Raw genomic sequence first — 21,342 nt, 5'->3', positions numbered from 1 at the left:
AAACAATTTTTAAGAAGAAGTAAGGAGGAAAATCCGTTGGCTGGAAGAGAATATCCATTAGAGCGAACTAGAAACATCGGTATTATGGCCCATATTGATGCCGGAAAGACTACAACAACAGAACGTATTCTTTATTATACCGGTGTTAACTATAAAATTGGTGATACTCATGAAGGTACTGCAACTATGGACTGGATGGAGCAGGAACAGGAAAGAGGTATTACCATTACTTCAGCCGCTACAACATGTCACTGGACAATGCAACAGGAAGCACAGGCTATGCCGGGCGCTTTAGAGCATCGTATTAATATCATTGATACACCGGGACACGTTGACTTTACAGTTGAGGTTGAGAGATCACTCCGTGTACTTGACGGCGCAGTAGGTGTATTCTGTGCAAAAGGTGGAGTAGAACCTCAGTCTGAAAATGTATGGCGTCAGGCTGACACTTATAATGTACCAAGAATGGCATTTGTTAATAAGATGGACATTTTAGGTGCAAATTTTTACAGTGTAGTGGAACAGATTAAAACAAGATTAGGCAAGAACACAATCGTTATTCAGCTGCCAATCGGTAAAGAAGATGAATTCAAAGGAATCATTGATTTGTTTGAAATGAAGGCTTATATCTACAATGATGACAAAGGTGATGATATTAGCGTAACTTCAATACCGGATGACATGAAAGATGATGCAGAGTTATACAGAGCAGAATTAGTTGAAAAAATCTGTGAGTTAGACGATGACTTAATGATGATGTATTTAGAAGGAGAAGAACCTTCTGAAGAAGAATTAAAGGCAACATTAAGAAAGGGTACTTGCGAATGTAAAGCAATCCCTGTTTGCTGTGGTTCTGCTTACAAAAATAAAGGTGTTCAAAAACTTCTTGATGCAATTCTTATGTTTATGCCGGCACCTACAGACATCCCTGCTATTGATGGTACTGATATGGACGGAAATGAAGTAGTAAGACATTCATCAGATGAAGAGCCTTTCTCTGCTTTGGCATTTAAGATTATGGCTGATCCATTTGTTGGTAAGCTTGCATTCTTTAGAGTTTACTCCGGTACATTGAACTCAGGTTCTTATGTATTAAATGCAACAAAGGGCAAGAAAGAGCGTGTTGGACGTATTCTTCAGATGCATGCTAACAAGAGAGAAGAACTGAGTAAAGTATATTCAGGAGATATCGCGGCGGCTGTAGGCTTTAAGTTTACGACTACCGGTGATACAATTTGTGATGAGCAGCATCCAGTTATCCTTGAGTCCATGGAATTCCCAGAACCAGTTATCGAATTGGCTATTGAGCCTAAGACAAAAGCTGGTCAGGGCAAGATGGGTGAAGCCTTAGCAAAACTTGCAGAGGAAGATCCTACTTTCAGAGCTCATACAGATCAGGAAACAGGACAGACTATCATTGCAGGTATGGGTGAGCTGCATCTTGAAATTATCGTAGACAGACTTCTTCGTGAGTTCAAGGTAGAGGCTAACGTAGGTGCTCCTCAGGTTGCTTACAAGGAAAGCTTTACAAAGATTGTTGAAGTAGACAGTAAGTATGCAAAACAGTCTGGTGGACGTGGACAGTACGGACATTGTAAGGTTCGTTTTGAGCCTATGGATGCAAACGCAGAAGAAGTATTCAAGTTTGAATCTGAGGTTGTTGGTGGTTCTATTCCGAAGGAATACATCCCAGCAGTTGGTGAAGGTATCGAAGAGGCATCTAAGGCTGGTATCCTTGCAGGCTTCCCTGTATTAGGTATCAAAGCTGTTGTTTATGACGGTTCCTACCATGAAGTCGATTCAAGTGAGATGGCATTCCACATTGCCGGTTCCTTAGCATTCAAGGATGCAATGAACAAGGGTGGAGCAGTAATTCTTGAGCCAATCATGAGAGTAGAAGTAACTATGCCGGAAGAGTACATGGGTGATGTAATTGGTGATATCAATTCCCGCCGTGGACGTATTGAAGGTATGGAAGACATCGGCGGCGGAAAGCTGATCAAGGCTTTCGTTCCATTGTCAGAGATGTTCGGATACGCGACAGACTTACGTTCCAAGACTCAGGGACGTGGAAACTACTCAATGTTCTTTGATAAATATGAGCAGGTTCCGAAGTCAGTTCAGGAAAAAATTATTTCGAATCGTGTAAAATAATAGCAGGATTTGTCAAAGCTAGAAATAACTGTGTAAAATTAATAAAATAGGCTTGAAAATATCTTGAATTTGAAATATAATTTAAGATAGCCTATTTGTTGATAGATTAAAACTAAAAAATAATGCCCAAAAGGGCACATATATTTATAAGGAGGACATTTTAAAAATGGCTAAATCTAAATTTGAGAGAAATAAAACGCATTGTAACATCGGAACCATTGGTCACGTTGATCATGGTAAGACAACTTTAACAGCTGCAATTACAAAGACTTTATCAGTAAGAGTTGCAGGAAACGCAGCAGTTGATTTTGCTAACATCGATAAGGCTCCAGAGGAGAGAGAAAGAGGTATCACAATTTCTACTTCTCACGTTGAGTATTCAACAGAAAACAGACACTATGCTCACGTTGACTGCCCAGGACATGCTGACTACGTTAAGAACATGATCACTGGTGCTGCACAGATGGATGGTGCTATCCTTGTTGTTGCTGCTACAGACGGTGTTATGGCTCAGACAAAAGAGCATATCCTTCTTTCAAGACAGGTTGGTGTTCCTTACATCGTAGTATTCATGAACAAGTGTGATATGGTTGATGACGCTGAGTTACTTGAATTAGTAGAGATGGAAATCAGAGACTTATTAAGCGAGTATGATTTCCCAGGCGATGACACACCAGTTATCCAGGGTTCAGCTCTTAAAGCTCTTGAAGATCCTAACGGAGAATGGGGCGATAAGATTATGGAATTAATGGAAGCAGTAGATACATGGATTCCAGATCCAGTTAGAGCAACAGATCAGCCTTTCTTAATGCCAATCGAGGATATCTTCTCTATCACAGGACGTGGTACAGTTGCTACAGGTAGAGTAGAGCGCGGTATGCTTCACGTATCAGATGAAGTTGAAATCGTTGGTATCAAAGAAGAGACACGTAAAGTTGTTGTAACAGGTATCGAAATGTTCAGAAAGCTTCTTGATGATGCTCAGGCTGGTGATAACATCGGTGCATTACTTCGTGGTGTTCAGAGAGACGAAATCGAAAGAGGACAGGTTCTTGCTAAACCAGGTTCAATCAAATGCCATACAAAATTTACAGCTCAGGTTTACGTTTTAACAAAAGATGAAGGTGGACGTCATACTCCTTTCTTCAACAACTACAGACCTCAGTTCTACTTCAGAACAACTGACGTAACAGGTATCTGTAACTTACCAGCAGGTGTTGAAATGTGTATGCCTGGTGATAACGTAGAAATGACAATCGAACTTATTCATCCAATCGCTATGGATCAGGGTCTTACATTCGCTATCCGTGAAGGTGGACGTACGGTAGGTTCAGGTCGTGTTGCTACTGTTATTGCTTAATTAATAGCTTTTAAATTATATTAATTAAAATGAAAACCGTAATCCCTTATTATATAAGGGGTTGCGGTTTTTTGATTTATGATGAGTGAAGCTGTAAACGGCGTCATCTTGTTGACATTATATAATAGCAGTGTTAATATAGTTCTAAATAGAAACATTCTAAATTGAACGAATTATCATGTTTGAGGGGAGGATTTATTTATGGATTTTTATAGCGTAGTAAATAATAGAAGAACGATAAGAGATTTCAAGGATGAACCTATTGATAGGGATACTATCTATAGAATTATTGAGGCAGGGATGAAAGCTCCGACAAATGATCATATGAGAGATTGGCATTTTATAGTAATAGATGATAAAGCTAATATGAAACAGTTGATCAAAAAGATTCCGAAAAAAGTATCAGCTAAACGTGTGGACTTCATAATGAAGTCATGGAGATTAAACGATGAATGTCAACAAAATATGTATAAGGATGCAATTCCTAAGCAGTATCAAATGCTCCTCAATGCAAGCTGCATAGTAATTCCGTTATTTAAGCAAAAAAAGAATTTGTTGCAGCCTAAAGATTTATCGGCTCTTAATGGTTTTGCTTCTATTTGGTGTTGTATTGAGAATATATTTTTGGCGGCTGCAGCAGAGGAGTATGCGTGTGCATTACGTATACCTTTAGGTGACGAAAATGAATATGTAAAAAGTGTTTTGAATTTCCCGGATGATTATGAGATGCCTTGTTATATTGCTATCGGAAAACCAGCAGATGATGCTGTGTATAGCATTCAGAAAGATTATTCGATAGAAGATAGGATACATATAAATTGCTGGTAAAAATCACTTTTCATATTTCGTAATAATCTCTTAAGTATATTGATAGTATTTTTATGGTATTATATAATGATACCGAGTTTATATTTTGGTACAAGATATCATATATTATATATATGGTAAATTAAAAAAGGAGATAAGTATTATGAAAAGAATAGGATTAACAGCAATACTGCTCTGTTTTTTATTGACTTTCATGGTGGGCTGTTCACAAAAGGCAGACGATGTGAATATAGAACAGCCTGTTGAACAGGCAAAAGAGCAGACGACAGAGGAAAATACATCTGTTGAAGAACAAGCCGAGGCAACTGTGCAGAAACCGGCAGCGGAAGCTGAAGTGCCAGCAGCAGAGGAGACTTTAGCGGTAGGATCGGGAGAGATTATCACAGTGCCTGCTGTCGCAAATGAGGTCGTTGAAAAAACCGGATTAAAGTATCTTTCCGTTGAGGTAGGCAAGACAGAAGCCGAGAGAAACTTTGTATGGTATTCGAAGAGTGCAAGCGATGGAATGGTATTGATGCAGGAGGCTTCCACGATGGAGAGCAATTTATTTTACACCTCCAATTCAACAGCCGCAAAGACAAAGGAATCAAAGACAGAGGAAGGATATTATGTAAACAAGGCTACGGTATCCAACTTGAAACCAAGCACGACCTACTATTATGTAGTTGGCAACAGTGAGGGATGGTCGCCGATTTATACATACAAGACCTCCTCCTTTGATACAAGCTTTAGCTTTGCCGCTGTCGGTGACCCGGAAATGGGAATTGGTACGGATGATGAAGGGCTTGACCAGATGGGGATTTTTGATAACACCATCAATAAAATAAAAGAACAGATTCAGGATGTGGCATTTTTATTAAGCACCGGAGACCAGGTCGGAATCAACGATAGCAATGATGACTATGCGTCATTGCTGAATCATGTGGGACTTTATTCACTGGCATTTGCCCCGACTATTGGAAATCATGATGTAGGCGGAAGCCATTTCAAGGAACATTTTAATCTGCCGAACTTTAATAAAATTGAGCCGGATGCAGATGTCACGAATGATGATTATTACTTTAGCTACAACGGAGTACTGTTTTTAATGATTAACAGCAATAACGGAAGTGATTACGATGACTATCACAAGAAGTTTGTGGAAGAGGCGTCAGCACAGTATCCAGACGCAACATGGAAGGTTGCAGTTTTCCATTTTCCTCCTTTTAGTGCGGTAGAAAAAAATCAAAATGATGCCGCATCAGTGCAGGAACTTATTCCGTTTTTGGAAGAAGCAGGTGTGGATGTTGTGCTTAACGGACATGATCAATTGTTTTCCAGAACTCATGTGATGAAGGGAACCTCCATATCTCAGAAGACAGATGGAAGCTCAGTGACAAATCCTGACGGAATTGTTTATTTTACATTAAGTTCCAGCAGCGGAAATCTGTTTCATGAATCAATCGGAAATCCCAATGCAGTTAAAACGGAAGCATCCGGACATCCGCAGGCATCCAGAATTGATGTGACACCGACAAGCTTTAAAGTGACCACATACAATACCGATACATGGGAAGTTTATGATGAGTTTTCGATTATAAAAGAGTAGTAATACAAAATGAGCTCAACGTGCCGGATAATCCGGTGCGGCGGGTTCATTTTTATCTAATGACTGCTAGTTGAAAAACAGAACAAAAGTTCGGCTTGATATATACATTTCGTGATGAGTATGATAAAATGTAACGTAACAGAAGAAAACGGAGTATTGTAAATTACAATGTTGATTAGAATGGCACCTTAATCAATGTTATCAATCATTTTGGAGGTAAAATAAAATGGAGTTCAAATTACATTCAGAATATCAGCCCACCGGTGACCAGCCTGAGGCTATCAGACAGCTTGTAAACGGATTTAGAGAGGGAAATCAGTTTCAGACACTTTTGGGTGTTACAGGCTCAGGTAAGACCTTCACGATGGCAAATATTATTCAGGAAATTCAGAAGCCAACGCTGATTATTGCACATAACAAGACCTTGGCGGCACAGCTCTATGGTGAGTTTAAAGAATTTTTTCCGGAGAATGCGGTGGAATATTTTGTGTCATACTATGATTACTATCAGCCGGAAGCCTATGTACCTTCCACAGATACTTATATTGCCAAAGATTCGGCAATCAATGACGAGATTGATAAATTAAGGTTATCTGCTACGGCATCACTGATTGAGCGGAAAGATGTTATTATTGTTTCCAGTGTTTCCTGCATCTACGGACTTGGTTCTCCGGTCGATTATGAGAAGATGATGATTTCTTTGAGACCGGGTATGATTAAGGATAGAGATGAAGTGATTCGCAAATTGATTGATATACAGTATACGAGAAATGAGATGGATTTCAAACGAGGTACGTTCCGTGTGCGAGGTGATGTATTAGAGGTTATTCCGGCAGATTACAGCGATTTGGCAGTGCGAATCGAATTTTTCGGGGACGAGGTTGACCGGATTACAGAAATTGATGTACTGACAGGTGAGATAAAAGGTACGCTTGAGCATATCGGTATATTTCCGGCATCCCATTATGTAGTACCGCAGGAAAAGATTAAGATAGCGACGAAGGAAATTGAAGAGGAGCTTGAGGAACGGGTCAAATATTTTAAAAGTCAGGACAAGCTGCTGGAGGCGCAGAGAATCTCAGAGAGAACAAATTTTGATATTGAGATGCTTCGGGAGACAGGCTTTTGTTCGGGGATTGAGAATTATTCCAGACAAATGTCGGGCTTGGCGCCGGGCCAGCCGCCTCACACGCTGATTGATTATTTCCGGGATGATTTTCTTATTATTGTGGATGAGTCACATATTACGATTCCTCAGGTCCGAGGAATGTATGCGGGAGACCAGTCCAGAAAAACAACTCTGGTGGATTATGGTTTTCGTCTGCCGTCCGCTAAGGACAACCGTCCACTGAATTTTAGTGAGTTTGAAGAAAAAATTAACCAGATGCTGTTTGTATCAGCGACGCCATCGGTATATGAGAAGGAACATGAGCTTTTCAGAACCGAACAGATTATCCGCCCAACCGGACTTCTCGATCCTAAGATTGATGTAAGGCCGATTGAGGGACAGATTGATGACCTGATTGGCGAAGTGAATAAGGAAGTAAAGAAGAAAAATAAAATACTCATCACGACTCTGACGAAAAAAATGGCGGAGGATTTGACGGATTATATGAGAGAGGTCGGCATCAGGGTAAAGTACTTGCATTCCGATATTGACACGCTGGAGCGTTCCGAAATTATAAGGGATATGCGTCTGGATGTGTTTGATGTGCTGGTCGGAATCAACCTGTTGCGAGAAGGACTTGATATTCCGGAGATTACGCTTGTTGCTATTTTAGATGCGGATAAAGAAGGCTTTTTGCGTTCCGCGACTTCTCTGATACAGACAGTAGGACGTGCAGCCAGAAATGCAGAAGGCAGAGTTATCATGTATGCGGACCATATTACCGATTCTATGAATACTGCCATCAGTGAGACGAACCGAAGAAGGGAAATTCAGGAGCAGTATAATAAGGAACATGGAATTACTCCTCAGACCATTCAAAAGGCGGTGCGTGAGTTAATCAGCATTTCAAAAGCGGTCGCAAAAGAGGAGCTGAAAATGGCGAAGGATCCGGAGTCCATGAGTAAGGAAGAGCTTGAGAAGCTGGTTAATAAGCTGACAAAGCAGATGAAGAAGGCGGCAGCAGAGTTGAACTTCGAGGCAGCGGCAGAGCTCAGAGACAAGATGACCGAATTGAAGCAGATGTTATTGGCATTAGAATAATTACAGAATAAATACTTTGTTTTACACATTCAATACACAATGCGATGTAATAATATAAAATGTGAATTTATGCTTATTTTTAAAATTACAGTAACGATTCAGAGCCAATCTTGAAAACACGCAGTGTTTTCGAGATGTGGCGTATCCGCCAAATAAATTTGATAAAGATATGCATTAGGAATGCGAGCATTCCTAATGCATACTCTTTATCGAATTTGCTTGGCTCTGAACAGTTACAAATTACAAAAGCAGAGGGTAAGAATGGAGGGCACATGAGCAAGGGAACAATTCTGATTGCAGATGATGAAATGGTTTTAAGAGACTTACTTCAAGATATTTTAGAAAAAGAAGGATACAGTGTGTTGACTGTAAGTGATGGGGAACAGGCATTGAACCTTTTCTTTGAAACGGAGGACATTGATTTAGTTATCTTAGATGTTTTAATGCCCAAAACGGATGGCTGGAAAGTTCTGCGTGAAATAAGAGAGTATTCGAATACACCGATTATTATGCTCACAGCATTGTGTGAAAATAAGGATGAGGTGGAAGGCCTCACAAGCGGTGCAGATGATTATATTGCAAAGCCATTTAGCTATGAAGTCCTTGTTGCCAGGGTGAATGCACAGTTCAGAAGAAATAACATCGAGCAGACAGAGAGATTGGAGATAGGGAATTTGTCCATCGATCAGCTGAGACGGAAGGTATTTGTAAATAATCAGTTTGTGCGTTTAAACAACAAAGAATATCAGCTTCTGCTTTATCTTGTAAAAAATAAAGAGGTTGTATTAAATAGAGATCAAATTGTTACGACAATATGGGGATTTGATTACGAGGGAAATGAGAGAACTGTGGATACTCATATTAAAATGCTTCGGGCCAAGCTGGGAGTATGTCAAGATTATATTAAAACTGTGAGAGGGCAGGGATATTATTTTGAGGTCAATTAGAAAAAGTTTGTTTTTGGCGTTTATGCTGTTCATGCTTATTCTTGTGGCGGGAAATGTTATTATCAATGTTTCGCTTTTTAAAGAATATTATATGCACCAAAGCAAAAAACGCATGAAGAGTACCAGTGAAGAAATTGCAAAAGAATATCAAACGGATAAGGCTTCTTTGCAGGACTATATTGAAATGATTGACGGAACATGGGGCATATGGGTACGCATTGCAGATAAGGATTCCAATCTTTTATATACCTCTAAGCCTGAAAGGAGTAAAAGTACAACACTTTCTGAGTGGGCAGTGAATGCAATCAACGCAGGTCAAAAAGCGATGGAGACGGACGGAGTTTACTATTCGGAGAGAAGTAATGATGAGAACAATATTATAAGGTTAGTGTGTGTTACCAAGCTCTTAGACGGAGACGAAGAGGTATATATTATATTGACGAGGTCAATCCAGAGTGTCTATGAAAATATAACCACGGCAAATAAACTTGTAGAGGGAACAGCGCTTATTTTGATTGTTCTTGGTTCCGTATTTATTTTTTATTTCTCAAGAGGTGTAACAAAACCGATACTGGAAATTAATGAGCATGCAAAAAAAATTGCAAGGCTTAATTTTGATGAAAAACTAGAGATAAAATCTAAAAATGAGTTGGGAACACTGGCAAATACAATCAATGAAATTTCGGACAAATTGAACGTAAGTATTGAGGGGTTAAAACAAGATATTGATGACAGAAAAGAACTTGTGAGAGATATGTCTCATGAGTTAAAAACTCCGATTGCCGCGGTGAAGGGATATGCAGAAGGCTTGAAATTTGCAGTGGCAGAAACACCGGAAAAAATGGAAAAGTATTGTAATGTTATTATTGAAGAGTGCAATAAAATGAATTATCTTGTAAAAGAAATGCTGGAGCTTTCGGTTATGGAGGAAGTAGGGCGTGAGATTAATAAGACTGTTTTTCAGGCAAAGCAGTTGATTGACAGCATAGAAATGTGCTTTACAGAACAAATCAGAAAACGCGGACTTCGTTTTCAAATAGAAGGAGATGAAAATCTCCTTATTTCAGGCGATTATCATCTGGTGGAAAGAGCGGCGTTTAATTATATGGAGAATGCAATTCGTCACACAGAGGATGAGGGGACAATTAAAGTCTCATTTGAAAATGATGAGGAGGGTTTTTGGTTTAGAGTATATAATTCGGGGAAGCACATTCCGGAGGGCGAGATAGAGAATATTTGGAAGGTATTTTATAAGATGGAAAAATCCAGAGTAAGGGAAAGCAATAATTACGGAGTGGGGCTTACAATTGTAAAAGCGAATATTTCATTGCATGAAGGAAGTGTTCATGTTGAGAATAAAAATGGGGGAGTTGAATTTTCTTTCTGGATACCGAGATAATCTATTACACATAAATTACATATAGGGCATTTATAGTAGGCTTCGTACGAGGAGGAAGCCATGAACTATAAGCCAAAGAAAAAGTACATAATTGTTTCGGTAATCGGAATTTTTATATTTATAACGTTACTGCTTGTGTACCGATATCAGCAGCCGTACTATAAGAAATATCATTATATAGCTCATGCACTTGGAGGGATAGATGATAAGGCTTATACTAATTCAATGGAAGCGATGGAATATTCCTATTCAAAAGGATTTCGAGTGCTGGAGGTAGATTTATCATTTACGAAGGACAAAAGACTTGTGGCTCGCCATGAGTGGAGTGATGATCTTGGTGATAACTTTTCGGATGAGAATATACCAACCTATGAAGAGTTTATGGAAACAAAGGTATACGGAACGTATACTCCTGTCGGAATAGAAGAAATTATTCAATTTGCGATGGAGCATCCGGATGTTTATTTTGTAACGGATACCAAAGAGTATGAGACAGGCATATATGATATGCTGCAAGTGATTGAGGATACGTCGAAAAGTCTTGGATATACACAAGCAAGCAGACAGTTTGTCATTCAGTTTTACACTTATGAAAACTATGAGGAAATTCAGAAAAGTTTTGATTTTAAAAACTATATTTTTACCTTATATAATATAAAAAGTGAGTTAAAAGAAAACGGAATAGATAATATTCTTGAATGGTGCTTGGAAAACAATATCAAGGTTGTAACACTGCCTAAGGCATATGCAACAAAAGAAAATGTGAGTAAGTTAGAGAAAAGTGGAATCACTACATACACACATACGGTGGATAGTCTGTCGAGATGGAAGAAGCTTCAAGAAGCAGGAGTAAGCGGAGTTTATACAAACTTTATTAATCCGATAAAACAGTATATAAAAGGTACAATAAAAATCAGTGCCATACTCGGTGCCGTGATAATTTTTGTTTTAACTATATTCTTGATAAAAATAAAATTGAAAAAAAGAAAATCAGAATGATTATATTGGGCGGAAGCTATACTATAAACGTGTAGGCTTCCGTTTTTGATATCAAAGGAAATTTCCTTTGATATCAAAAATACTATGCACACCGTGCGAAGAGGAAGTCGTTGCTGCTCAGCCCGTTCCGCACAGAGAATGTGCTTTACACATTCTTTATTCTATTTTTAAATATTAAAAGAACAAATGTTTGCAAAATAAACAATTGGTGGTATAATGTAACATATCAGCAGGAAACCAAGCACTCGCGAAGCGAGTATTTGGTTTCACCTGATATGTTAATGAGAAAACGGAGTTTTCGAGTATCAGCAGGAAACCAAGCACTCGCGAAGCGAGTATTTGGTTTCACCTATAAAAGTTAAATAAAGAGGTGTAAGATGGCAAAGAACAACAGACAATATATAAAAATAAGAGGAGCGAACGAGCATAATTTAAAGAATCTGGATATCGACATCCCGCGCAACGAGCTGGTTGTATTAACCGGATTGAGCGGCTCGGGAAAATCCTCTCTTGCTTTTGATACGATATATGCGGAAGGGCAGAGAAGATATATGGAATCACTGTCCTCCTACGCAAGACAATTTTTAGGCCAGATGGAAAAGCCGAATGTGGAAAGCATTGAAGGCTTAAGCCCGGCTATTTCGATTGATCAGAAATCTACCAACCGCAATCCGCGTTCCACAGTCGGTACGGTAACGGAAATCTATGACTATTTCCGACTTCTCTATGCGAGAATCGGTATTCCGCATTGCCCGGAGTGCGGGAAGGAAATAAAGAAGCAGACAGTAGACCAGATGGTCGATCAGATTATGCTTTTGCCGGAGAGAAGTAAGATACAGCTTCTTGCCCCGGTGGTGCGAGGCAGAAAAGGTGAGCATACCAAACTGTTTGAGCAGGCGAAGAAGAGCGGCTATGTCCGAGTGCGTGTGGACGGAAATCTGTATGAACTCACCGAGGAAATCAAGCTGGATAAAAATAAAAAACACAATATTGAGATTATCGTGGATAGACTTGTGGTAAAGGAAGGCATTGAAAAGCGACTCACCGACTCCATTGAGACGGTGCTCGAGCTGGCAGAAGGCTTGATGACTGTTGATGTAACAGACAGCGAGCCAATCAATTTCAGCCAAAGTTTTTCCTGCCCCGATTGCGGGATTAGTATTGATGAGATAGAGCCGAGAAGCTTTTCCTTTAATAATCCTTTCGGTGCATGCCCGGTTTGCTATGGACTTGGATATAAGATGGAATTTGATGTAGATTTGATGATACCGGATAAAAGTGTAAGTATTGCTGACGGTGCAATTGTTGTTTTAGGCTGGCAGTCCAGTACGGACAAATCAAGCTACACAAGAGCTATTTTAGACGCACTGGCAAAGGAATATAAGTTTGACCTGCATACACCGTTTGAGGATTTGCCGGAGAATATTCAGGACATGCTCATCAACGGAACGAACGGCAGAGAGGTCAAGGTGCATTACAAGGGACAGCGAGGCGAAGGCGTTTATGATGTGGCGTTCGAGGGACTCGTTAGAAATGTGGAGAGAAGATACCGCGAGACTGCTTCGGAGAGCACAAAGCAGGAGTATGAAACTTATATGCGAATTACACCTTGTAAGGAGTGCGGCGGGCAGCGTTTGAAAAAGGGATCGCTTGCAGTGACTGTCGGTGATAAGAATATTCATGAAGTGACGGCGATGTCTATCAAAAAACTTCAGGACTTCATTGCCAATATGGAGTTGACGAAGACGCAGGAGATGATAGGAGAGCAGATATTAAAAGAAATCAAGGCGAGAATTAAATTCCTGATTGATGTAGGACTTGAATATCTGACACTTGCGCGTGCAACGGGCTCCCTGTCAGGAGGAGAGGCACAGCGAATCCGTCTGGCAACCCAGATTGGTTCCGGCCTGGTAGGCGTAGCCTATATTTTGGACGAGCCAAGTATCGGGCTTCACCAGAGAGACAATGACAAGCTGCTGAAAACTTTGCTTCATTTAAAGGAACTGGGAAACAGCTTGCTTGTTGTGGAGCATGATGAGGATACGATGCTTGCCGCAGATCATGTCATTGACATTGGGCCCGGAGCAGGTGAGCACGGCGGACAGCTGGTAGCACAGGGAACTGCGGCTGAAATTATGAAAAATAAAAACTCTGTTACCGGAGCATATCTAAGCGGAAGGATTAAAATTCCGGTTCCGCAAGAGAGAAGAAAGCCAACCGGCTACCTGAAAGTCAGAGGAGCCCAGGAAAACAATCTGAAAAATATTGATGTGGATATTCCACTTGGTATAATGACATGTGTCACAGGTGTATCAGGTTCCGGAAAAAGCTCACTTGTCAATGAGATTGTATATAAGGAGTTAGCGAAAAAACTAAACAGGGCAAGAACTATTGCAGGTAAGCACAAGAAGATAGAAGGAATTGAGCAGCTTGATAAGGTAATTGATATTGACCAGTCACCGATCGGAAGAACGCCTCGTTCCAATCCTGCGACTTACACCGGTGTTTTTGATCAGATAAGAGATTTGTTTGCCACAACCCCCGATGCCAAGGCAAGAGGGTATCAGAAGGGACGCTTCAGCTTTAATGTAAAGGGCGGACGTTGTGAGGCGTGCAGCGGTGACGGAATCATTAAAATTGAAATGCACTTTTTACCTGACGTATATGTTCCTTGTGAAGTGTGTCAGGGAAAACGTTATAACCGGGAAACACTTGAGGTCAAATATAAAGGAAAAAGCATTTATGATGTTCTCGATATGACAGTGGAAGAGGCGTTGGGATTTTTTGAAAACATTCCTTCCATTCACAGAAAAATTGAGACACTAAATGATGTAGGACTTTCCTATATTCGTCTGGGACAGCCATCCACCACTTTATCCGGCGGAGAGGCACAGCGAATCAAACTTGCCACAGAGCTAAGCAAAAGAGGGACGGGAAAGACGATTTATATTCTGGATGAGCCGACAACCGGTCTGCACTTTGCGGATGTGCATAAGTTGATTGAGATTTTAAGAAGACTTTCTGAGGGAGGCAATTCTGTGGTGGTGATTGAACATAATCTGGATGTGATAAAGACAGCCGACCATATCATTGACATCGGACCTGAAGGCGGAGATGCCGGCGGAACGGTTGTAGCAATCGGTACTCCGGAGGAAGTTGCGGTAAATAAAAAATCATATACAGGAAAGTATATAAAAAAATATTTAGCCTAACTATACAGTAATAAAAAAAACAACCGATATATATCATAGGAAGTTCGGAGAACTTTCCTATTGATATAAAAAAAGTGCCAGCATTATGACGCTGACACCTTATAACACTCCGAAGAGTAACATATTTGAGGGAGTGCACAGCAGTATTTTACCGGCAACTGCTGTGCATGAGTTATGAAAAATCATATTAGCTCTTTGCTAATATGAGATTAGTATACAGGTTAAATGTGTTCATTTTTTGACGAAATGTTTAAAAAATAGTGAAAAACGGTAAAGATTCTGCAGGAAGGAGTATTTGGCATAATTTTGAACAAAGAATCTTCACAAACATAGGCTAGAATAGAAAAATAGTGAAAAATATAAGAAAAGACTTTAAAAAATTTTAATTATTGTTTATAATGTAAATAAGTATGTGAAATACTATGGATATTGATGAAAACGAAGAGAACCCATATTGATATCGGGGGTAAATGATAAAGCAGTCTATATTATATTTTACAGACAAAAGTAATTTTATTATTGTGAAAGAAGCAGCCTATTCGAAAGGGGATCATTATGTTAAATACGGATATTGGAATTGATTTAGGAACAGCAAGTATTCTTGTCTATATAAAGGGAAAAGGTGTTGTGTTAAAAGAGCCGTCAGTAGTGGCATTTGACAGAGATACAAATAAGATTAAAGCAATTGGTGAGGAAGCTCGCCTTATGCTTGGTAGAACACCGGGAAACATCGTTGCGGTAAGACCGCTGAGACAGGGTGTGATTTCGGATTATACCGTTACGGAAAAAATGCTGAAGTATTTTATTCAGAAGGCATTGGGAAAGAAAACCTTCCGTAAGCCAAGAATCAGTGTCTGCGTCCCAAGCGGAGTGACAGAGGTTGAGAAAAAGGCAGTGGAAGATGCAACCTATCAGGCAGGAGCAAGAGAGGTTTCTATTATTGAAGAGCCAATCGCAGCAGCAATCGGAGCAGGTATTGATATTTCAAGACCATGCGGTAACATGATTGTTGATATCGGTGGCGGAACATCTGATATTGCGGTTATTTCTCTTGGAGGAACAGTAGTAAGCACCTCCATTAAAATTGCAGGAGATGATTTTGACGAAGCGATTGTCCGCTATATGCGCAAGAAACATAATTTGTTAATTGGTGAGAGAACAGCTGAGGATATTAAAATTAAAATTGGTTCTGCATATCGCAGGGCCGAAGTGGATTCTATGGATGTAAGAGGACGTAATCTCGTAACTGGTCTTCCTAAGACGGTAAATGTTACTTCTGAGGAAACAGAGGAAGCGTTAAGAGAGACCACAGCACAGATTGTGGAAGCAGTTCACAGTGTATTGGAAAAGACACCACCTGAATTGGCGGCTGACGTTGCAGATAGAGGAATTGTACTGACAGGAGGCGGAAGCCTTTTGAGAGGTCTGGAAGAGCTGATTGAAGAAAAAACAGGAATTAATACAATTACGGCAGAGGACCCGATGACAGCAGTGGCGATTGGAACAGGAAAATTCGTAGAATTCTTAAGCGGAAAGAGAGACGAATAAGAAGGAGGCACAACATGGTAAAGGGGTTATATACGGCCTATACAGGCATGCTTAATGAACAAAACCGAATGGATGTCATCACGAATAATATGGCGAATGCATCTACTTATGGTTACAAGGCGGAAGGGGCAACAGCACAATCTTTTGCAGATGTATATGGTGTGAAGATAAAGGATGCTTCCAGTTATTATGTAAATAAAAGAATTGGTACGATGAGTATGGGGGCTCAGATTGGGGAGACCTATACAAACTATGACCAGGGATCTTTTAAGGAGACAGGCAATACTTATGATATTGCATTGGAAGGAAATGGATTTTTTAGTATTTCGTTTACAAATAAATCGGGAGAGACATCTACAAAATATACTCGTGACGGTTCTTTTACTGTGAATACACAAGGGTATCTTGTGACGAAGGATGGCGATTTCGTATTAGGAAACGGAAATAATCCGATTCGACTTAATTTGAATGAAACAACAACCATCGATACCCTTGGTAATATTTATCAGGACGGAGCTGTCGTGAATAAACTGGCAGTGACAGACTTTACAAATTATGATTACTTGGAAAAGTATGGAGAAAATATGTATAATCTCGTGGAAGGCGGAACCGCACAGGCTTCCACGGCAAGGGTACGTCAAGGTTTTATTGAGGCGTCTAATGTGAATGTTGTGTCAGAGATGGTAAATATGATACAGATTACAAGGGCATATGAGACAAATCAGAAGGTAATTACAACAATTGACGGGACCTTGGACAAGGCGGTTAATACAGTCGGAAAACTATAAATAGGTTGTACATATGAGAAATAGAGAGGTGTATAGAGAATGTTAAGAACATTATGGACAGCAGCCAGTGGTATGACTGCACAGCAGACAGCAGTTGATACAATTGCAAATAATTTAGCAAATGTTAATACAACAGGTTACAAATCGGAGTCAGCAGAGTTTAAGTCGTTGCTTTATCAGACAATCCAAACAAAGACAACATCTGCAAACGGGGAGAATAAGCCGATTGGTGCACAGGTTGGTTTGGGTGTCAGAAATTCATCCATTACATCCCATTATACACAGGGAGCTTTGACCGAGACAGGAACAAATTCCGATTTGGCTGTTAGCGGAGACGGTTTCTTTGCGGTGAGAGGTGAAGATGGAAATACATATTATACCCGTAATGGTTCCTTCCAGTTTGGCTTGGGAGCAAACGGTATTATTCTTGCAACAAGTGAAGGTTATCCTGTTCTTAACAGTGCAGGAAATGTGATTTCAGTACCGGCTACCTACAATGCAGCGAATATAACCGTAGATACATCGGGACAATTATTTTATAAAAATGCCGATGGAACAACAACCAATTTGAATGTTAAGGTTGGTTTATATCAGTTTAGTAATCCGGCAGGTCTGTTAAAACAGGGTGACAGCTTATATCAGGTGAGCGATGCTTCAGGAGCAGCAATCAATGAGGCAACCAATGCAAATGTTACGAAGAGCAAGGTAGTTCAAGGATATTTGGAAGCTTCTAATGTAGAGATTGCAGATGAGATGGTTAACTTGATTGTTGCGCAGAGAGCATATGAAATGAACTCAAAGGCAATTCAGTCAGCAGATACTATGATGCAGCAGGCGAACAACCTGAGATAGCACTAGGAGGAAGATAAAATGGATGGAATTTCTTCAATCTATGGTTCACAGTATTTAAACAGCACTGCTTCAAGCAGCAAAGTAGAGGATAGCTTAAGCAAAGATTACGCTACGGCATCTGATGATGAGTTAATGAATGTATGCAAGGAGTTTGAGACATACTTTGTGGAGCAGGTATTCAAAGAGATGAAAAAAATGGTTCCTGATGATGAGGATGATTCGAGTGGAGTCAGTACATTGGACTACTTCGAAGATACGATGACGCAGGAGTTCGCATCAATGGTTACAGAAAAAGGAGAGCTTGGAATTGCTCAAACACTCTACGATCAGATGAAGATTAATTATAACCTATAAAATTAAATAGAATGATTAGCAGAAAATAAAACATCTGGTAAAAATAACTGACGGATATATTTCGAAACGCCGCTTATCGGCTTTCAGGTATATCCGTTAAATATAGGCGGAAAAAGAATGAAAACGATTGAAGGTTATGTGGAACGTATCATATATAGAAATAATGATAACGGTTATACGGTTCTTGAGCTTGTGAATGACGGTGAGGAGATTACCTGTGTAGGAATGTTTCACTATATCGGTGAAGGAGAGCTGATAGAAGCGGAGGGGGATTATGTCGACCACCCCAGCTACGGAAAACAGTTTCAGATAAAAAACTATGAGGTGAAAGCACCTCAGGATATGATTGCCATTGAGCGTTATTTGGGCTCAGGGGCGATTAAAGGAATCGGTGTAGCACTCGCGGCAAGAATTGTGAGAAAATTTAAGGCCGATACTTTCCGGATTATAGAGGAAGAGCCGGAACGATTGGTGGAAGTGAAGGGAATCAGTGAAAAAAAAGCAAGAGAAATCGCTGAGCAGATAGAGGATAAGAGAGATTTGCGAAAAGCGATGATTTTTTTGCAGCAGTATGGAATATCTACGACGCTGGCGGTAAAAATTTACAGCCAATACGGTCAGAATATCTATCCTATCGTGAAAGAAAATCCCTATAGATTGGCAGATGATATTACAGGAATTGGATTTAAAATTGCAGACGACATAGCCGGAAAAGTGGGTATTCACGTTGATTCTGAATTTCGCATTAAAAGCGGCATTTTGTATGTGTTGCTACAGGCAATCGGAGAGGGGCACACGTATCTGCCGGAAAACGTTCTGTTAAACAGAGCAGCAGAGCTTTTGAATATAGAACAGCAGCATATTGCCAAATATATCATGGATATGGTTATTGAAAAAAAGCTCGTTGTGAAGGAAAAAGAAAGCGTTCGGCATGTCTATGCAGCGCGGTATTATTACATGGAGCTAAATACTGCTAAGATGCTTCATGATTTAAATATACAAACGGATGCAGATGAAGAAGATATATATGAACGGTTGAAAAAAATAGAACTCTCCTCGGATATCGAGCTGGACGATTTGCAGAAAAAAGCGGTTGTGGAAGCGGTTCGAAATGGTTTGCTTATTGTGACGGGAGGTCCGGGAACAGGAAAGACCACCACAATCAATGCGATTATCCGCTATTTTGAAGCGGAAGAATTGAACATCTATCTGGCGGCGCCAACAGGGCGTGCGGCAAAAAGAATGACCGAGACAACAGGCTATGAGGCACAGACCATTCACAGACTGCTGGAGGTGTCAGGGGCACCCGAGGGAGACAGCGTGGGAGGTTTTGACCGAAACGAGGAAAATCCTTTGGAAGCGGATGTTGTCATTATTGACGAGATGTCGATGGTGGATATTTATCTGATTCATTCCCTTTTGAAAGCGGTATCAGTCGGGACAAGACTTATTCTGGTAGGAGATGTGGACCAGCTTCCCTCCGTGGGGCCGGGAAGTGTTTTGAAGGATATGATTCGCTCTGAAAAGTTTCAGGTTGTTATGTTGAATAAAATATTCAGACAAGCCGTACAAAGTGACATTGTTGTGAATGCTCATAGGATTAATAAGGGAGAGCGGGTTATAGCGGATAATAAGAGCAAGGATTTCTTTTTCTTAAGAAGGGATGATGCAAATGTCATCATTCGTGTTCTCCTTGCGCTGATTCAGAGCAAGCTGCCTCCATACGTAGAGGCAACCTCCTATGACATTCAGGTCCTCACACCTATGCGAAAAGGAAATCTCGGAGTAGAAAGGCTGAATGAAATACTGCAAGAATACCTGAATCCAAGGTCTGCATCCAAGCAGGAAAAAGAATATGGACAAGGGCTGTTTCGCGAAGGCGATAAGATTATGCAGATTAAGAATAATTACCAGATGGAATGGGAAGTTAGAAACCGATACAAAATTGCAGTGAATAAGGGAATGGGTATCTTTAATGGTGATATGGGAATCATAAAGGAAATTAACCATTTTACGGAAGAGATGGTTGTAGAGTTTGACGAGGGAAGAAGCGTTATTTATTCCTTTAAGCAGCTTGATGAAATTGAGCTGGCATATGCAATCACAATACACAAGTCTCAGGGAAGCGAATATCCGGCCGTTGTTATTCCTCTTTTGACGGGGCCTAGAATGTTGATGAACCGCAATCTTCTCTATACGGCAGTGACAAGAGCAAAAAAATGCGTTACCATTGTAGGAAGTGAAGACACCTTCCAAGCTATGATCGGAAACGAGAGTGAACAAAAAAGGTATTCCGGCTTATGTGACCGAGTACTGGAGTTAGAGTTATAAAAAGGACGTGGAGATATTTGGGGAGAAAGGCTTCATGTGAACGATATCAAATGGCTAGTGCAAATAACGGAGGGCGTGCTAAATATTTTATACCCGCATACATGTCCGATTTGCGGAAGAATACCAAAGGTTGACAGGGCGGAGGTTTGCCCTGAATGTAAAAAGAAAATAAAGTATATTGAGGAGCCGTCCTGTAAAAAATGCGGCAAGCAGCTTCTTGCAGAGGAACAGGAATACTGCTATGACTGTTCAAAAAGAGAGCATATCTATACAAGAGGGCTTGCACTTTGGGTTTACGGAGATGAGATACGCAAATCCATCTATAATTTTAAGTACAACAACAAAAGGGAATATGCGAGGGTGTATGCCAACGAAATTGTATTGAGGCATAGAAGAAAAATTGAGAGCTGGAATGCGGATGCATTGATTCCTATTCCGATACATCAGTCGAAAATGAGAAGCAGGGGATTTAACCAGGCAGAAGATTTGTGCCGGGAATTGTCGAAGCAGTTAGGAGTTCCGGTGCTCTCTGATTGCATAAAACGTGAGAAAAAAACACTCCCCCAAAAGGGCTTAAATGATAAACAAAGAATAAAGAATCTGAAAAAAGCTTTTAAAACTATGAACAATGATGTAGAATTAAAAAGAGTAATACTGGTGGATGATATTTATACGACCGGAGCAACCATAAATAGCGTGGCGGAATTACTTGAAAATATGGGTGTTTATGAGATATATTTTATTACAATCAGTATTGGTGAAGGAATTTAGGA

At 40.1% G+C, this 21,342-nt stretch carries 15 protein-coding genes; all 15 read left to right on the top strand.

All coding sequences use genetic code 11. The annotated features are described in order from the left end of the window. Positions 1–36: 36 nt before the first annotated feature. The 15 genes from fusA (at position 37) to CTY48_RS14350 (ending at position 21,340) form a co-directional block, all read left to right on the top strand. On the top strand, positions 37–2,154 hold the full coding sequence (fusA, locus tag CTY48_RS14420) for an elongation factor G (protein WP_099469171.1): 2,118 nt from the start codon (positions 37–39) through the stop codon (positions 2,152–2,154). 166 nt (positions 2,155–2,320) lie between these two features. Then, positions 2,321–3,514 (top strand): elongation factor Tu, encoded by a 1,194-nt coding sequence (gene tuf / locus CTY48_RS14415; RefSeq protein ID WP_099469170.1) that lies wholly within the window; start codon positions 2,321–2,323, stop codon positions 3,512–3,514. A 201-nt stretch (positions 3,515–3,715) separates the two neighbouring features. Beyond that, complete coding sequence (locus tag CTY48_RS14410; protein ID WP_099469169.1) at positions 3,716–4,342, top strand: nitroreductase family protein; 627 nt, start codon at positions 3,716–3,718, stop codon at positions 4,340–4,342. 142 nt (positions 4,343–4,484) lie between these two features. Next, positions 4,485–5,930: a purple acid phosphatase family protein gene (locus CTY48_RS14405; RefSeq protein ID WP_099469168.1), complete on the top strand. Its 1,446-nt coding sequence runs from the start codon at positions 4,485–4,487 to the stop codon at positions 5,928–5,930. Positions 5,931–6,156: 226 nt separating this feature from the next. Then, positions 6,157–8,139, top strand: a complete 1,983-nt coding sequence (uvrB, locus tag CTY48_RS14400) for an excinuclease ABC subunit UvrB (RefSeq protein ID WP_099469167.1) — start codon at positions 6,157–6,159, stop codon at positions 8,137–8,139. Positions 8,140–8,411: 272 nt separating this feature from the next. Beyond that, positions 8,412–9,086, top strand: a complete 675-nt coding sequence (locus CTY48_RS14395) for a response regulator transcription factor (protein WP_099469166.1) — start codon at positions 8,412–8,414, stop codon at positions 9,084–9,086. Then, positions 9,073–10,485 carry a sensor histidine kinase gene (locus CTY48_RS14390; RefSeq protein WP_143452726.1) on the top strand — a complete coding sequence of 471 codons (1,413 nt, stop codon included), beginning with the start codon at positions 9,073–9,075 and terminating at the stop codon, positions 10,483–10,485. Before CTY48_RS14395 ends, CTY48_RS14390 begins: the two co-directional genes overlap by 14 nt. Before the next feature lie 60 nt (positions 10,486–10,545). After that, the gene (locus CTY48_RS14385; RefSeq protein WP_099469164.1) at positions 10,546–11,484 is read left to right on the top strand and encodes a glycerophosphodiester phosphodiesterase family protein; all 939 of its coding nucleotides are present in this window, start codon (positions 10,546–10,548) and stop codon (positions 11,482–11,484) included. 377 nt (positions 11,485–11,861) lie between these two features. Further along, positions 11,862–14,696 carry an excinuclease ABC subunit UvrA gene (gene uvrA, locus CTY48_RS14380; protein WP_099469163.1) on the top strand — a complete coding sequence of 945 codons (2,835 nt, stop codon included), beginning with the start codon at positions 11,862–11,864 and terminating at the stop codon, positions 14,694–14,696. A gap of 555 nt (positions 14,697–15,251) precedes the next feature. Further along, the gene (gene mreB, locus CTY48_RS14375; RefSeq protein WP_099469162.1) at positions 15,252–16,244 is read left to right on the top strand and encodes a rod shape-determining protein; all 993 of its coding nucleotides are present in this window, start codon (positions 15,252–15,254) and stop codon (positions 16,242–16,244) included. Between the two features lie 14 nt (positions 16,245–16,258). Continuing rightward, positions 16,259–17,032 (top strand): flagellar hook-basal body protein, encoded by a 774-nt coding sequence (locus tag CTY48_RS14370; RefSeq protein WP_099469161.1) that lies wholly within the window; start codon positions 16,259–16,261, stop codon positions 17,030–17,032. A gap of 39 nt (positions 17,033–17,071) precedes the next feature. After that, positions 17,072–17,884: a flagellar basal-body rod protein FlgG gene (flgG, locus tag CTY48_RS14365; RefSeq protein WP_099469160.1), complete on the top strand. Its 813-nt coding sequence runs from the start codon at positions 17,072–17,074 to the stop codon at positions 17,882–17,884. An 18-nt stretch (positions 17,885–17,902) separates the two neighbouring features. After that, positions 17,903–18,238 (top strand): rod-binding protein, encoded by a 336-nt coding sequence (locus tag CTY48_RS14360; protein WP_099469159.1) that lies wholly within the window; start codon positions 17,903–17,905, stop codon positions 18,236–18,238. A gap of 117 nt (positions 18,239–18,355) precedes the next feature. Next, complete coding sequence (recD2, locus tag CTY48_RS14355; RefSeq protein WP_099469158.1) at positions 18,356–20,569, top strand: SF1B family DNA helicase RecD2; 2,214 nt, start codon at positions 18,356–18,358, stop codon at positions 20,567–20,569. Positions 20,570–20,605: 36 nt separating this feature from the next. Next, positions 20,606–21,340 (top strand): ComF family protein, encoded by a 735-nt coding sequence (locus CTY48_RS14350; protein ID WP_099469157.1) that lies wholly within the window; start codon positions 20,606–20,608, stop codon positions 21,338–21,340. Positions 21,341–21,342: the final 2 nt, after the last annotated feature.

This window comes from Konateibacter massiliensis, from assembly GCF_900184995.1.
GTDB lineage: Bacteria > Bacillota > Clostridia > Lachnospirales > Lachnospiraceae > Lachnotalea > Lachnotalea massiliensis.
This window is presented reverse-complemented; position numbering and strand designations above follow the sequence as displayed.